Source organism: Mycoplasma sp. Pen4, assembly GCF_014352955.1.
In the GTDB taxonomy this organism is placed as follows: domain Bacteria; phylum Bacillota_I; class Bacilli_A; order Mycoplasmatales; family Metamycoplasmataceae; genus Mycoplasmopsis.
The window spans coordinates 794,060-810,270 of sequence record NZ_CP060691.1; the positions used below are offsets into that span (position 1 = coordinate 794,060).

10 protein-coding genes are annotated in these 16,211 nt (G+C 28.6%); 2 read left to right on the forward strand and 8 right to left on the reverse strand.

Annotated elements, in window-relative coordinates; genetic code table 4:
• Window positions 1-41: 41 nt before the first annotated feature.
• From H9M94_RS03170 to secG, 8 genes are all read right to left on the reverse strand, one after another.
• A complete protein-coding gene (locus H9M94_RS03170) occupies window positions 42-2,129 on the reverse strand; it encodes an ATP-binding cassette domain-containing protein (RefSeq protein WP_187469486.1) in 2,088 nt (695 codons plus the stop codon).
• 162 nt (window positions 2,130-2,291) lie between these two features.
• A complete protein-coding gene (locus tag H9M94_RS03175) occupies window positions 2,292-3,749 on the reverse strand; it encodes a thermonuclease family protein (RefSeq protein WP_187469487.1) in 1,458 nt (485 codons plus the stop codon).
• A gap of 109 nt (window positions 3,750-3,858) precedes the next feature.
• Window positions 3,859-6,285 carry a P68 family surface lipoprotein gene (locus tag H9M94_RS03180; protein ID WP_187469488.1) on the reverse strand — a complete coding sequence of 809 codons (2,427 nt, stop codon included), beginning with the start codon at window positions 6,283-6,285 and terminating at the stop codon, window positions 3,859-3,861.
• 293 nt (window positions 6,286-6,578) lie between these two features.
• A complete protein-coding gene (locus H9M94_RS03185; RefSeq protein ID WP_187469489.1) occupies window positions 6,579-6,863 on the reverse strand; it encodes an antibiotic biosynthesis monooxygenase in 285 nt (94 codons plus the stop codon).
• Between the two features lie 13 nt (window positions 6,864-6,876).
• Complete coding sequence (metG, locus tag H9M94_RS03190) at window positions 6,877-8,427, reverse strand: methionine--tRNA ligase (protein ID WP_187469490.1); 1,551 nt, start codon at window positions 8,425-8,427, stop codon at window positions 6,877-6,879.
• Window positions 8,428-8,438: 11 nt separating this feature from the next.
• Window positions 8,439-9,227 (reverse strand): tRNA1(Val) (adenine(37)-N6)-methyltransferase, encoded by a 789-nt coding sequence (locus H9M94_RS03195; RefSeq protein WP_187469491.1) that lies wholly within the window; start codon window positions 9,225-9,227, stop codon window positions 8,439-8,441.
• Entirely contained in the window at window positions 9,211-11,415 is a 2,205-nt protein-coding gene (rnr, locus tag H9M94_RS03200) for a ribonuclease R (RefSeq protein ID WP_187469492.1), read from the reverse strand. Before rnr ends, H9M94_RS03195 begins: the two co-directional genes overlap by 17 nt.
• 20 nt (window positions 11,416-11,435) lie before the next feature.
• Complete coding sequence (gene secG / locus H9M94_RS03205; RefSeq protein WP_255483449.1) at window positions 11,436-11,666, reverse strand: preprotein translocase subunit SecG; 231 nt, start codon at window positions 11,664-11,666, stop codon at window positions 11,436-11,438.
• A 290-nt stretch (window positions 11,667-11,956) separates the two neighbouring features.
• On the opposite strand from secG, the gene H9M94_RS03210 reads away from it, so the two are divergent.
• The gene (locus H9M94_RS03210; protein WP_187469494.1) at window positions 11,957-14,521 is read left to right on the forward strand and encodes a hypothetical protein; all 2,565 of its coding nucleotides are present in this window, start codon (window positions 11,957-11,959) and stop codon (window positions 14,519-14,521) included.
• A gap of 6 nt (window positions 14,522-14,527) precedes the next feature.
• Window positions 14,528-16,186, forward strand: coding sequence for a hypothetical protein (locus H9M94_RS03215; RefSeq protein WP_187469495.1), 1,659 nt, complete (start codon window positions 14,528-14,530; stop codon window positions 16,184-16,186).
• The last annotated feature ends 25 nt before the right edge of the window (window positions 16,187-16,211 follow it).

Consider the following 16,211-nt stretch of genomic DNA (forward strand, 5'->3'; position numbering starts at 1 on the left):
AAAATGGGATATGTTTTTGAATAAATATATGTAATTTATTCTTATTGAATATCATATTCTAGTCTTTCTTCGGTTACAGCATCAAAAATGTGTAATTTCTTAATTGGTACATCAAAGTAAATATCGTCACCGATTGCAAAATCGAAATTGTTGTCAAGTAAGAAGTTAATTCTTCCGATACCTTGAACATCAACAACTAATTTACTTTCTTTTCCGAAGTTTTCTTGTACTACTACTTTACCAGCAAACATATGATCATCTTCTGGTTTTGCTTTGATAATGAAATCTTCTGAACGTACTCCAATGTTTAATGATAATGTATCTTTACCTGCTAATTTAACAGCCGGAAGAACTACATTACCCATTGTTAATACACCATCTTTGTATTCTGAAGGGAATAATCCCATTTCAGGCATACCTAAGAAACGAGCAACGAATTGGTTTTTAGGTTTATTATAAAGTTCAAGTGGTGTTCCTAATTGTTGAACTTTTGCTGTAGACATACATACAACAATATCTGAAATTGACATAGCTTCTTCTTGGTCGTGTGTAACGAATACAGTTGTAATACCTAGTGATTGTTGAATTTCTCTAATTCATTGACGTGTAGAAATACGTAATTTAGCATCAAGGTTTGAAAGAGGTTCATCCATTAATAAGATTTCTGGTTTCTTAACAATAGCACGTGCAATAGAAACACGTTGTTGTTGTCCCCCTGATAAACGAGTTGGTTTCTTTTGTAAAATATGAACAATTTCTACACGGTTAGCAACTTCCATAACTTCATTGTGGATTGCTTTTTTAAGTGAAATATCATGAGAAGCGAATTCTTTGATTTGTTCTTTTTCATTTTCAGATAAGAAATCAATTTTCCCTTCATTTTCTTTTAATTGTTCTTTTAAGTTGTATTTAACTTCTAACTCATGAACTAAATCGTAGAAGATTTTTTCTGCAGTTAATGGTAATGTTTTTGTATGTTTTAAAACAAGATTATATTCTTCATCAGAAGCTAATGTTTGTTTAAATAATGCTTTTTGTTCTTTGTAGATTGCTTTTTTCTCTGCTTGAAGTTTTGCATATTTTTCTACAATTTCAGCATGTTTATATACATACTTGTAACGTGTAAGAAGTTTTAAGATTTTTTCTTCTAATTTAACAATAGTAGTTCTATCTTTTAAAACAAGATTTGAAAAATCAATTTGCATTAATTTTGCTGTTGCGTTTTGTAATTCTTGAATTCTTGCTTCGTATTCTGCAGAATCATTTGTTGGGATGTATCTTAAGTTTAAGTTTGCCTTGATGTCTTTTAATTCTTCAGACTCAATTAAAGGCATTGGCAATAAGTTATTCATTTCATCTTGTTCATACTTATCTTTAATTTCACGTAATTTCATTTTTGAATCTTCTTTGATTTTTTTGTTTGTTTTAATTACGTTTTTACTTAATAAAGATATTTCTGAACTTTCGTGAACAGTTGATAATTTGTATTCTGTATGTGCTTTTTCGTAGTTTTCAACTAATCTAGCATATATTCCTTCTAATTTGTGTTGAAGTTCAGTTGAGATTACGTATCATTCATTGTACGCATCTCTTAATTTTTGAATTTCATCATTAGTAGCACCGAATTTCTTTAAGTAGATAATACGGATTTCATTACGAGCTTTTTCTCTATTTAAGAAGAATTTATTTTGTCAGTTAGCATCATTTTTAAGAGGGAATGCAATGTTTGCATAAACACTCATGTGTGGGTATAATGCATAGTTTTGGAAAACAAACCCAATTTTTCTCTTTTGAGGAGTAAAATCAGTAACATCTTTACCTTTGAAAAGTATTTTTCCTGATGTAACTGTTAATAAACCAGCGATAGCATTAAGTGTTGTTGTTTTTCCTGAACCAGATGGACCAAGTAATGTAACAAGTTTTCCTTCTGGAATTTTGAAACTAACATTATCAACAGCTAATGTTTCACCAAAGTCTATATTTAAATTCTTTAATTCAATCGCAGGAATCGAATCGACATCAATAGATTTAAATTCTTGAACATATCTCTTAATTGAAGTTGTTTTATCATCATCAATAGAAATTGTTGCCTTACGAATTGAACGAACTAAATTTTTGAGTAATTTCATTAGTTCCTTTCTTTTCCTTTCTAAAATTAAATTAATTAATTATATTAATTAATGTTTCTATTATATCAAATTCGCAAAATGTCTTTATTTCTTTTAAATTTAATGCTTAAATTTATGCAAATTTGAGGTCAAAATGTGGAAATTAGTTATATTTTGTTTATTTTAAAGTGATTTATCAATAATTTCGATAAATGGATCAAATGAGTTGTTTGGTTTAATTCTGTAAATGTAGAATGTTAGTTTGTTTGGATTATTAAAGTAATGTCAGAAACCATTTTTTCTTTCTCTTGCTTCTTGCATTGCATGAGCAATAGGTCTATAAAGAAGATTTGCATATGTATTTTTTTCGTTAATTGTATCTTTTCATGTTCCTTCAGCAAGCGGTAATGTATAACCTGCTCTAACAATTTCTGTGTTGTATGAGAATTGATAATCATCTCCAAAGAATGCATCACCAACATATCTACCAAACGCATCTCTATTGCTTGATAAAATTCTTATATTTCTACCATAAGCTTGGTCGAATTTTTCAGCGAAATGAGTTGATAATAAAGCGAATCCATATTCAAATGGTGATGATGATTGTGAACCTGTACTGTCTCCAACAGCTTTTTCTGGTGTATCAATACCCGAAAGTCTAATTTTATATATTCCATTTTCCTTAATACCAATTGATGGAACTTCTTCCAATGCTTTTACTTCAAAAGTATCTCCATCACTTACACTTAATATTGTTGCATTAAATGATTTACCTCTAACTTGTGGGTCTGCTCAATTAATATTTACTGGTTTGAATGTATTTGATTCGAATTTAACTTCTTGATTATAAAGTTGTGGGTTAACAGGTAATGTGAAATTAATTGTTGTATCAAAGTTAGAATCCTCAAGTTGAATACCTGCAAATTCTAAATCAAATGAGAATGAATAATTAACATGTACTTGTTTTAATTCTTTTAAAATTTTGATTCTTTCAGCTTCGATTCTTGGATCTTTATTGAAGTCTCTAGGGTATGTTGTGAATGCTGGATTTATTTCATTGTTTGTTACTATATTTGGTTGAACACCATTATATTTAATTGTGAAATATTGGTCACCAATTTTAAAGATTGTTTTTGCAACTTTAGAAAATACAGTTTCAGCGTGTAACCATGAAGGTTGAGGTGCAATATATGTGTTTCCTTCCGGAATTGTATATGTAACTTCATTTATGATTGAGTCTAAAACATATTTAGTAAACTCTTCTTTAATTACCCGTTTAATTTCTCTAACTATTCTTCTGATTTTAGTTGAAGGTTTGTCATCTGTTGTTTTGTCTATTTTGTAAACAGGTAATGATTCAGGTGTCATTGTTAAAACTGGTTGAATATTATATTCATTTTCAGGGATATTAACTTCGACAACATTATAACTTGATAATTTACCTTTTATATCTTTCTCATAGGCACCAATCTCAGTTTGGAGTTTCTTAAATATCTCCTCAGATTGCGCTCTATCTTTAGTTTTTAAATTTTGATCAATTAAACTTTGAATACGTGAAGATGTTGAACTACATGAAACAGCAACGATTGGAAGTGTAGTTGTAGCTGATAAAGTCAAAATTAATTTAAAGTACTTTTTCATAAGTTTAATTCCTTTCTTTAAGTGAATAGAAGTAGAATGTAAAAATATAATTCAGCGTTAGCTAAATTATATTTTGCTTATTATTTTACGTTTTTAGTTGTTGAAATTATTAAATTTTGATTGTAGCGATGAAATCAGTGAATGATGTTGTTTCACCTGTTTTGTTTGTAACTGAGTTTTGAAGTTTATCAAAAGCAGAAACAACTGAGTTTCTAAATGCGTCAGCATGTAATGAACCTGGTTCTTCAAAAATTACGTATTTTGAATTATCTTTATCTTCTGGGTTAGATGCTTTTGCAAATAAGTTAAATGCAGATACTAAGTATTTGTTTTTAGCGTTCTTTTTAAGGAATGTTGTATCGTTTCAGAATCCTTCATATGGAAGAATGTAACCCATTTGACTTTGTAAGTAGTTACGTGGTGTTAATCCTTCATCTGCTTTGTCTTTATCATCTAATTTAAGATCAGCATATACTTTATTTGATGTCATAAGTCATTTAATGAATGCACGTAATGCGTCATCGCTTTCATCATTTGCGTGAACACCGATGAATGATGGTCCTTGTCCATAAATAACATTTTTAGGATCTGATGGTTTAAATTTACCTGGAGCATCTCAAGCGAATAATTCGTCTTCTTGTAATGTAGATGTTGTTCCAAGAATTGAAGCTTCAATTCCGGCAGCTTTTAATTTATCAATTGCACTTGAATCAAAGTTTCCGTTAGCAATACCATTTTGAATTACAAGAGCCATGAATTGGTCATCTGAAGTAGATTTTTTAATTAATCCCGCGTAAATACCTGCTTCTTTTGCTTTTGCAATTAAAGCTGTTTTTTCTTCCTCTGTTAATGCTTTTATGTTAAATGTAACAATTAAAGTTTTACTATCTGTAATTTCTTGTCCTGGAATTTTTCCTACAACAGTATCGAATTCTTGTTTAGATTCATCATTTACAAAGTATCAATCGTATTTTCCGCCGTTAACATTAGGTGCTAAAATTTTATTATCTCTCTTACCAATTGTGTAGTCATCGCCTTTTTTACCAAGCTTTGCAACACCATCATAGTTATCGTTTACAGCTTGGTTCCCAGAAGTAAGTGAGTATTTCTTATCATTAACTGAGTATGATAATGAAACTTGTGATTTAGATCCTTTAACAAAGTTGTGTGTGTATCCTGCTGTAGAACCAATTGAGAATGCATATTTGTGGTTCTTTTGGTTTGTTGATGAGAAAACACCACCTGGGTTTAACATTACCCCACCATTTTGAATTGCTGGGACTAATGCATCAAAGAATTCTCTTGCTTTTGCATTTGATTGAGAACTTGTATTGTGAATAACATCGTATGAAATTGTGATTTTTCCTTCAGCTCTGTTAACTGATTCGATCATATTTCTTGATGCTAACTCTTCATCACCATTGTATTCTGCTAATAACATTGAGTAAAGAGCTTGGTTGAATACAGCAGCTGCATCATCAACCCCAAAAATATGTAAGTCAGATGAACCACTTGATGAGTTTACGAATAATGATTGTGCTGCTTGAGCAAAATCAAAAATTGCACCATATGATTCAAATAATGATTTAGAAATTGTTGAGTATTTTTCTTTGAATTTATCAACAATTCCTTTTGCACCAGAAACTGGTTCACCTCAAATTTTAACAACTTCAGTTCTATCTGTTTGACCTGTAGTTTTTAATTTGTTATATTCATCTTGGAAATCTGCATCAACAGTCATTCCATTGCTTACAAATGTTTCTAAAACATATGAAAGAACTGGTGAGTTAATAGCCATGATTACTGTAGATTTGAAAGCTGGTAAAACTCATGTTGAAATTTTATCAATACCTTCTGTTTGAGCGTTTGGTTTGGCAAATTTAATAGCCATAGATGTAACGTCTGTGTTAAGTGATGGCACATCACTGTTAAAGCTTACTAACATGTTGTTTGCAGCTAATTTAGCAGCTACACCTGTATAGTTAAGTGTTGCGTTTAAGAAATCATCTTTTTGTGATGTTCCTAATGCTTTAGAAATGTTTTCAGCACCAGTAGCATATCCTGAACCTAAACCTTTGTATTCAACTGGTTTGGCAACATTGATATCGAAAGCTGTTTCACCTTCTCTTGCTGCTTCATTTTTAATTAAGTTGTTGTAAACATCCATTAATTTTTTAAGTCCATCAGCTTGTCTTGAACCATCTGAGAATGTTGCACCAATAACAATTTTGTCTGACGCGTTTTGATCATAACGTTTTTCTAAAATAGTTTTATTTGTTGTTGGAGCACTTGCGTTATCAATTCTATCTGCTTCAGTTGTACCGAAGAATAAATCTGATCCTGGAGTTACTGGTTCAGTTGTTCCAGGAGTTGGATCAGTTGTTCCAGGAGTTCCTGGTGTTGTTCCGGGGTTTTCTGGATTAGTTGGTTTTTCTTGTGTTTCTGTAGTTGAACATCCAGCTGATGCCGCTAATAATGATGCAGCACCTAAAACTGATGTTGAACCTAATAATAATTTTTTTAATTTAATATTCATATTAAATATTTCTCCTTATTTTTGAATAAGTTTAATTTAAAGAAACCAAAACAATATTTAAATTAATACATAGGCCTATGTAGTGTTATATATGTTGCAACAAAAACTAAAAGAGTTTTGTTTCTTTTGATTTCTTATATTAATTATATTAATATTTTTTTAATATGCATTTGAATTGTATATATTTCCACATTTATGGAAATTTTTACCACAATATTTATTTTTAAATATTGTGTAACGGTAGAAATGCTGAAATTGTATAAAAAAATGAGAACCGTAGTTCTCAAATATTATTATCTGATTAATTCAACTTCATATAAACTTTGAACTGTTTTTGACATTTTTTCAATTGTTTTAATTTCTTTTGTAAATTCTTCTTCATTGATGAAGTTTGTGTAATCTAGTTTTGTTGATCATCTTTCTAAAACAAGAATCTTATCAGGAGCTTCTAAAGCATATTCAAATGATAGGTTTTCCTCTTTCATTCTTGCTTTCTTTGTAAAAATATATAAATAATCAATAAACCCTTTTAATTTTTCTGGGTTAATAGTATATCTTGTAGCTTTAGCAAAAATCATTATATCTCCTTTGTTATTTCTTAATTCTTGCAAAGAGCATAAACTCTTTTTCCTGATTAATGTTATCAAATTTAACAAAATCATTAATTAAATCAAAGGTTAAATGTGGAATTCCCAGTTTTTGTTTCACATCTTGCATTTTCTCTGGCAATACAACACTTAAGTATGTTGCAACTGCATAAATACCGCTTAATAATCTAGATAAAACTAATTCTAATCTTTCTAAATCTTCTTTTAATGTTCATGGTTGTGTTAAATCAATATATTTATTTAACTCACTAGATAAATTAATTGCAACTTTAAGCGCTTTATCAATTTCAATATTATCAAAATGCTCTTTGTATTGTGATAATGAGTTGGATATTTTTAATTCAATATCTTTATCAACATCATAGTTTGATTCTTTTCATTTTAATGGTCCATCAAAACTATTTGATTTCATTTTTAAAGTTCTTGAAACTAAGTTACCAAAGTTATTAATTAAATCAGCATTAATTGTATCAATAAATCTATCTTCATCATAAATACCATCTTCACCTAATGTAATTTGTGAGGCAAAGTAATATTTAATCATTTCTTTGTGGTATCTTGATAATAAATCATATGGATCAACAACATTATTTTTAGATTTAGACATCTTACCAGTTGGAGTAACTATTCAACCATGTGATTGGATTCTTGTTGGTTGTTTAATATTTAATGCTTTTAAGAAAATTGGTCAATATATCATGTGGAAACGTGCAATTTCTTTTCCGATTAAGTGAACAACTTCAGCATTTTCATTTTCTCAATATTTTACAAAGTCTGCTGCATGTTGTCAATTGATATCAAAACCTAAAGCTGTAATGTAATTGCATAAGGCATCAAGTCAAACATAAATTGTGTGTTTTACATCTTCTGTTATTCTGATACCTCAATCAATATTAGTACGTGTCACACATAAATCTTCTAGCCCTTTGAGCAAGAAGTTTTGTTTCATTTCGTTAACAATTTTGTTTGGTTCTAAAAATTTAGAATGTGCATCAATATATTCTAATAATCAATTTGCAAACTCATTCATTTTAAAGAAGTAAGCTTCTTCTTTTACAGTTACTAGTTCATGATGAGATGTTGGATGAACTCATTTACCATCAAGCTTTAAAGCCTGTGTTTCAGTTAAATATTCTTCATCTGAAACAGAGTATAAACCTGTGTATTCCCCTTTGTATATAAAACCTTTTTCTAAAAAGTAAGTAAAGATATTTTGAATTGTTTCTTTATGCTTTGGAGAACTTGTTCTTGAAAAGTAATCATATTCAATACCAAAATCCACTCACATTTGTTTGTATTTTTCAACTAAGCCATCAACGAATGTTTTAGGATCAACTCCTGCTTGTTCTGCTTTTTGTTGGATTTTAAGACCATGTTCATCACTACCTGTAAGCATTTTTACATCATAACCGTCTAATTTTTTATAGTTAGCGATAACTCAAGCTAATGTTGTAGTGTACAAGTGACCAATGTGTAGATTTCCACTAGCATAATAAATTGGTGTAGTAATATAAAAAGTCTTTGACTTTGACATAATAACTCCCTCTATACTTTTTTAGGTTTATATAATTCTTTAATTTCTGGCAAATATGAATGATCATTCTTGTTTTCATTATCATGCAAGTATAAGTTGTTCAAAAAATGAACTCCTCATCCAGTTTGATAACGCGCTTCAATTAATGCAAACTTAGGTTTGTCATCAATTCTTGGAATAATAAATTGAATTCTTTTTGGTTCAAATTTGTGCTTACGCATAATTTCGAAACAGTCAACTATTCTTTCGACTGGTAAAACCAAAGATAAGAATCCTTTTTGTTCAATTAATTTTGAACAACCTTCAATTAATTGTTCTAAATTTAAGTGAATTTCATGAGTAGCAATAAGTTTCTCTTGTGAAATATTCTTTTTAATTTTACTTTTATCGTATGGATAAAATGGTGGATTGCAAAAAATAATTTGGTATTTTTTAACTTGTTTTTTTATTTGTTGTTTGTAAAAATCATTAAAGTCTTGATTAATAACATTAATTTGATCTTGCATATTGTTTAATTCAATATTTTTTGCAGCTAATTCTGCTGCTTTTGTTTGAATCTCAACAGCATCAATTTGTAATTTTGGATTACGTGAGGCAACAAAAACTGCAAGAGCAGCATTGTTTGTACCTATTTCCAAGGCACGAGTGATTTTTTTATTCAAGTAAATAAAATTACCTAAAAGAATTGTATCTACTGAATAGTTGAACATTGATTTATCTTGATAAATATATAAATCTGAATCAAAACCTAAACTATTTTTGACTAAACCTGTTTTTTTAGAATTATTTTCTTTTTGCATTTTTAGCGTTTTTTCTTTCTTGTGCATCTTGATTCTTTTTGTTTACGAAATCATCATATAAATCTGTTAATACACAATCAACCTTACCTTCAACTAAATCAGCTCCCATGATTGTTACATCAACATAATCACCAAGTGTAAAAGTACGTTTTGGTGAAATTAACTTAGTTAAAGTTTCGTTTGGTTCATATGTACCATCTACAAGTGTTGATTTATGAATTAAACCACTTGCTTTAAAATCAAATTCAACAAAGAAACCAAAATTTAAAATACTTAAAATTTGAGCTTTGAAACTTTGACCTACTTTGTTTTTAAGATATTCAGCAAATTTTAAATCATTAACATTGCGTTCAATTTGTACTGCTTTTTGTTCACTCTTGCTATTTAAATCACCAAATATTGGTAATTCGTTTCTGAAAGCATCTAATTTAGCTAAATCTTTGTTGATAATAAAGTTTCTAATAATACGGTGAATCACTAAATCTGGATAACGGCGGATAGGACTTGTGAAGTGGCAGTAGTGTTTTGAAGCTAAACCAAAGTGTCCAATGTTATTATCAGAATAAATTGCTTTTTGCATTGAACGTAAAAACATAAGTTTAATAAAATCATCATCGCGAACTTGTTTAACTTTTTCAACAAAATCAGCAAAGATTTTGGGAGTAATTGTATTCGGATTTAAAGTGCTTGCATTAATATCAATAACACTTAAAGCATTTTTAAGGCTTGCTAATTTATCTTCATCTGGTGCTTCGTGAATACGGTATAAAACAGGAAGTTTTTGGTCGAATAAAAATTTTGCAACAGTTTCATTTGCTCTAACCATGAAGTCTTCAATTAAAACTTCAGAGAAGCCACGTTGATTAATAACGATATCTTTAACATTACCGTTTTCATCAAGTTTAATTTTCGGTTCAACAATTTCAAAATCAACATAACCTTGGTTAATTTTGTATTTATGAAGAATTTTGCTTAATTCTTCTGCTTGTAAAAGCATATCTTTAAGTTCTTTAACGCCTTCTTGATTTGGATGATCTTCATTTAATAAACCTGTTTTGTAAAACTTATCAACATTTTTGTATGTAAGTCTAAATTTACTTTCAATTATTCCTTGAAATACGTCTACTTTAACATTTTCACCTTGTGGATTGATTTCCATTTCACAAGCTAAAACAAATCTTTTTTCATTTGGGTTTAATGAACAAATTCCATTTGATAATTCAACTGGAAGCATTGGGATAACTCTGTCAACAAGATAAATACTTGTCCCTCTGCTTAAAGCTTCTTCGTTAATTAAACTTCCTTCTTTTACATAGTGCGAAACATCAGCAATATAAACTCCAAGGAAATAGTTTCCATTAGGTAATTTTTTTGCTGTGATGGCATCATCAAAATCTTTTGTATCATCACCATCAATTGTAACGATCATTCTATCTGTTAAATCAACTCTGTTTGTTTGTTCTTCTGTGTCAATTGAAACTGGAATATTATTGATTTCTGGGAGTAACTTTTCTGGGAAACCACTTGGTGCTTTGATTTTTTCTAAGTATGACTTAACAAACACCATTGGGTCAGCTTCATTTGTGATAACTCTTTCTACTTGAATCGAAATTGTATTACGTTCATAAGCAATTATTCTGGCCACAACTAAGTCATTTAATTTAGTTGGTACCACAGATGAAACTAATTTAAATTTTGATGATTTAAAGCAATTGTCAATTGGTGCAAAGTATTTTGAAACATTTTTTACTTTGATAAAACCAATAATTGTTTCATTACCTCTTGCAACAATGTTTGTAATAACACCATGTGTTAAGTCTTGTGCATCTTGATATTCCGATTTATACACATTAACTTTAACTGTATCTCCATTGATTGCACCATTAAAATTGAATGACTTTACAAAAACACTTTTCTTTGTTTTGTTTGCTTCATCAATGTCATAATCAACGAAACCAAAGTTACCTTTCATTGATACATTTAAAACACCTTCAATTGTGTCTGTTAAAACTGGTGCATAATATTCATCGCGATTATTTTTAAAGATTAAATATTCTGATTGTAATTCAGAAAGTATTTTAGTTAATTCAAAATTTTGTTTCGATGGGATACCACAACCTTTTGCGATATCTAAAAATGATCTACTTTTTGCAGATTTGATGAAATTAAATATTTTATTCTTGTCCATTATTTTCCTTTTCTAATTTTCTATATTTGTCCTGTTATTCTTAAGATTATCGAAACAATGAATAAGATGAAACCTAAAACAATCATTGATCATTTTAAAACTTTTTTAAGACCTCTTTCTTTTGAGGTTTTAAATAAATCTAAATCTCCTGAACCAACCAATGCCCCTGAAAAACCATTTGAATCTGGTGACATCATGAATGAAATTACGATTATTACGATTGAGACAATAATTAAAATTGCTGTTATCATGTTACTCCTTGCTTTGCATATAATACTTAAATGATACCACATTTATTTATAAATAAATGAGCATCCTAGATTATTAGAATTTCATAAATTTCACTTTTTCAATTCATTGTTTTTTAAAGCATATTTGAAAACAACTTCTGTTAAATGTGATTTTTATTATTTCATAAATCTGGGCTTCAATAAAAATTGATTGATTTTTAATGAAAAATTAAAAAATATTGTCTTTTTTGGAAGATTTCCATATTTTTGATTGTTATACCAATACTAAATTAATGTTTTATAATTGTAATATGAAAAAAATAAGAAAATTACTACTCACAATACCGGCTACTTCAATTGCAGCATCAGCTGCTTTTATCGCTGTAAGTTGTGGTATGACAAATGAAGAAAACATCCAAAATGTTAAACCAGGACATGTTGAAGTACATGTTCCGGAAAATGTTAATAATTTTAACCAAAACGCCTTAATGCAAGTAGAAACAGTATTTAACGAATTTGTTAAATATATTTATACTGCGGCAAATGACTGAAATAAAATTATTGAGCAAAATAACTCATTAGAAAACAAATATAATGAATTAATTTCTAATGAACAATACAAGAAAGAATCATTACTTTATACATTAAGAACTGATCATAAAAAATTCGTTCAATATTTCTCAGATGTTAAAAATAATTTCAAAGAAAATATCGAAACGAAATTAGACCATGAAAAACAAGGAACAATTATTTACAATAGCGTTTACTTAAACTCACTTCGTAATGCGTTTGAATTAATGCAAAATTTCTTTAAATCATACGGACCAGTTGTTGATTCACTAAGAGATAATAATGGCCGTATCTTAAATTCTGACATCGAAAGAAACATCGATGAGATCAATAAACTTTTCGAATACATGCGTGTTTTAGTTACAAATAACTTATCAACAAGTTTAATTGTTAACGAAACAATCGATCGTCTTAATTTAATTATTGCTAATTCAAAAGATTCAACTATCACTAACTCAGCAACTAATTTATCAAATGAACTTAAAACAACATTCAAAAAACTTCAAGATGAATATGCAAAAATTACTTCAATTCAAGAAATTAACGAAAACATTACTTGAGAAGATGTAAAAAATCCTGCCCCAAATGCACCAAGAAAAGAAATTAAAATCAAAGGTGATTCTAATGCAACATATGATCAAGTTATTGACATTGTGCACAAATACAGAATAGATTTTGGTTTAGAGTACTTAAAATTAAACAAAAATGCTACTAAATCAGAATTTAATTCGTTCTACATTATCAATGGTAAAAAATCATACTCAGAAAAAACAGGAGTTACAATCACTGATAATGAAACAGGTGAAGCAAAAGAATCTCTTATTTATAAAGATGTTTTTACAACATTTAAAAATATAGTTTCTGATGCTGCTAAGGCAAAATTAGAAAAAGAATTAGAAGATGAAAAAGCAAAACCAGATTCAACTGATAAAACAAATAATATTGCAAGAATCCAAGCAAAATTAGACGGAATTGAAAATATTAAACTTTTACAAGATCAATACACAAAACAAGGTTACCTTCCATATGACTTTAATGTTATTGAAGACTTTAAACCACAATATGACTTCAATATTAGTTCATTAAACTTTATGGACATATCAGGTGCTGATGATAAATTGGCTCGTATGGGACACATTTCTATCTATGACAAAGAGGATTTAGTAAATGTTTCAAACACCGAAGATGCACAAAACCAAAGTTTATTATCAAATAAAGTTAAAAACGATAAATACAGATACTACATTAAATATTCATTTGATGCATCAAACTTAATTGGTTCAGGTTCACAAAATGGGCCAAGTTCTCAAGTTCCTGAAAACAAATATCTTGCAGCAAACCTTTCGCTTGTAAATCCGGGCCTTTTTGCATATAACGTAAATGTTCAAAACGGTTTAATTTCATTGGTAAGAGACTATACTAAAGCATTATTCTCATTAAGAACATTTGGAATTACACAACAAAATTACAAATTCAACATCGGAAATGATAATACAAAGAGAGAAAACTGAAATATCTTAGTAAAAGATAATTCACTTCCAGAAAACTACATGTTAGATGATAATTGAAACAATTTCTTCTACTACTTATCAGATAGTTACTTTTTAGCTGAAACATTCGGTGGAAACATCTTTGATGAAACAAGTCTTAAGCACTACATTAGTGAAATATTCTCAAGTGTAGACTTCGTTTTCCCTATTCCAGATGATATTTACAACGAATTGTTTGCTCCTAAAATTGAGAAATTGAAAGCAAAACAAATTGTTGTTGATGAACAATTAAAAGAATTTGGTAAACAAAGAGAAGAAGCAATGAATGAATTAGTTGATTTCAATTCTGCAAATTCAACAAAATTTGAACTACAACAAATTATTGATTCATACAATGCTGCAATTTCAAAAGCACTTAACTCACAACCACAACCAATTGAAATTGTTGATGGAAAAATTAAACGTGATAAACTTCACTACTTAATTCAAGCCAAAATTGGTTTAATTACTTCAAAAATTACTGAAGAAGAAAATAAAATTCAAACTGCTTCTAGAACATTTAATGATTCTAAGAAAACAGAAGAAGACCAAAATACATTTAAAGAGGCACAAGAAGCATATAAAAACTTTGATGCTAATGTAAAACCAGGTTTAGAATCTCAAATCAAAGAATTAAACACTTGACTTGATGAAGTTTGAAAACCTGTTATCGATATTCAAAACAAAGCACTTGCTGCAACTGATGAAGTTTCAAAACTTAAAGAAAACCTTTTCAAAAATGTATTAATTACATTTACACAAGACAAAAGCAAATAATATATTATGAAAAAAATATTCAATTTAATACTTGCGGCAAGTTCTATTAGTTTTATACCAATGGTTGTTTCATGTTCTAATGAAACAACAAAAAATACAAAAGACCAAAACCCATTAGAAAATGCAAAATTAATTCGAGTTTTTACAGAACATAAAGATATAAAAGAATATGTTGAGAATATGAAAACCCTTATTCATGATTACAATCAAACACAACACGAGATAGTTGTTAGTGTGCTTTATTTAGTTAAACAACAAGATCCTGAAGCTATTCAAGCTGTAGAAACTTTACTACACAAAAATTCATTCATTTACAAACATTTCTTTACACCATACTCAACAAATGATCAATGAATGAATGTTTTTGAGGAAGATTTTAATGAACTAGCTAAAAAAATAGAGCATGGATTGCTTGATACATACTCCATTAATAAAGCGCTAAATAATTTTAATACTAAAATAACATCTAGATTACTAAAAGTTATTAAGGTTTTTAAAAACGTTTTTAACTTAAATAGTGATATAACCGTCAAGGAGAGACAAGAATATTTAAACGCACAATATGCAATTAAAAAATTCTATTTCAGAAGTCTTTCAGATGTTTTTAAATTAAATGCATCTCATTCAATGAAACAAGGTTTAAACGAGTATCTTCAGCAAATAGATCAATATGTTACTGATTTTTTAGATACAACACCAGAGCAAATTACATGAGATACAATAAACAATTTAGAAACTCAATTTAGTCACTTAAGAAATGAATATATGGCAAAATATAATGAACCATATTTAAAGAAAACACAAGAATTACTTAAGTTTAAATTTGAAAATTCAAAAAGTTTTTCAATGTCTAATCGTAGATTAAATGTTTCACTTGATCCACAAAGACCTTTAAGATTTGTACAAAACTTATACTTCAACTACAATGAAGCAATACAAAATAATTTACTCCCTGAATTAGCATTGGGAGAAGTTGAGAGTCTTAAAAATCAATCATACAAAGTTATGACAGAACCATATACAATTGATAACTTAAAATATTTAGCTGTTGAGGGGACTAATAAAAAGTTAGAATTTGATCTACAAACCAACTTATATAATGGAATTGGAATATCATTTAATTTCGCCAAAAGAGACTTTGTTGAAGGCACAAATACATTACAACCATGAGTTTTTGATACCGAAAATAAAGATGAAAATCATAAATATTTAAGTGATAATGAAGAATTTAAACAAAGATTTAATCAAACTCAATATCTTGTTAAAGTTAAATTGCACCAAAGTGAATTTGAAACAAGTGACTTACAACTTGTTAATACATCATCTACAAATGACTTTTGAAAAAATAATTCTGCATTATTAGTTCAATTAACCTCTCTCATAGGTGAATTGAAATTTGTCGATGAAAATCTCACACTTAAATTAGCTCAAACATACACACCAAGATTAATGAATGAAAAATTAATAATTCCATCTGGTTGAGATGCTTATTTAAATGAAAATAAAGAAATTTATACTGCATGAAACTTCCCAACACAAGTTAAAAATACTGAACTTAATTTATATATCTCAGTTACAAAAGAAGAATTTGAAAAAATACTTTCACTTCAAGAAAATAGTTCTACAAGTGAAAAACCAACACAAGTTAAAATTGAAATTATATAAACAAAAAACTGCTTTAAGCAGTTTT